We start from the raw sequence: 1,063 nt of genomic DNA on the forward strand, positions 1-1,063 counted from the left end.
AGTTAGTGCACGGTGGGCCGCTCCGCCACGGGTAGCTTGGCCGGCGGAGCTGGTCTGGCAAGCGCAGCCGGCCAAGCGGAGAAGGCTGGCATGAACACCTCCGGGGCCGGCGGTCGGTATCCCAGAGAGGCATGCGGGCGCACGCCGTTGTAGTGACGTCGCCAGCTTTCGATGACGACCTGCGCTTCCCTGAGTGTGTAGAAGATCTCGCCGTTCAGGAGTTCGTCGCGAAGCCGCGCGTTGAAGCTTTCGACGTAGCCGTTCTCCCACGGTGAGCCTGGCGTGATGTAGGCCGTCTTTGCTCCGACGCCGGTGATCCAAGCTTGGAGGGCCTTCGCAACGAACTCCGGGCCGTTATCCGAACGGATATGGCCAGGTACGCCACGCACGATGAACAGATCCGAGAGCACGTCGATGACGTCGGTTGCCTTCAGCTTACGGGCGACCCGGATCGCCAGGCATTCGTGCGTGAACTCGTCGACCACGTTGAGCATCCGGATCTTGCGCCCGTCATGCGTGCGCGCCTCGACAAAGTCATACGACCACACGTGATTGCGGTGTTCCGGGCGAAGACGGACGCAGGAGCCGTCGTTGTCCCAGATCCGCCCTCGCTTGGGCTGTTTGGCTGGGACCTTCAGCCCCTCACGTCGCCAAATGCGCTCGACACGCTTGTCGTTGACGAACCATCCGGCCGCCTTCAGCAACGCACTGATCTTGCGGTAGCCGTAGCGCCCGTACTTCTCGGCCAACGCCACGAGATCGGCTGTCAGCGCCTCTTCATCATCGCGGCCCCGCGGCACCTTGCGCTGTGTCGAGCAATGCTGTCCGAGCGCCCGACAGGCACGGCGCTCGGAGATGTTCATCGTCAGCTGGATGTGCTCGACACAGGCGCGTCGGCGCGCGGGGCTCAGAAGTTTCCCCGGGACGCCTCCTGCAGGATCAGCTTGTCGAGGGTGAGATCGGCGATGGCCTTTCGAAGCCGAGAATTCTCGGTCTCAAGACTCTTCATCCGTCGAACTTGATCCGACTTCAGGCCGCCAAACTCACGCCGCCACCGGTAGTA

General features: G+C 63.3%; 1 pseudogene. It reads right to left on the reverse strand.

The features are described from left to right. Nucleotides 1-2 precede the first annotated feature (2 nt). Nucleotides 3-1,063, reverse strand: a pseudogene (locus tag FV230_RS28640) (IS3 family transposase); the annotation flags it as partial.

Origin of the sequence: Methylobacterium sp. WL6 (assembly GCF_008040095.1) — a bacterium.
Classification (GTDB): Bacteria; Pseudomonadota; Alphaproteobacteria; order Rhizobiales; family Beijerinckiaceae; genus Methylobacterium.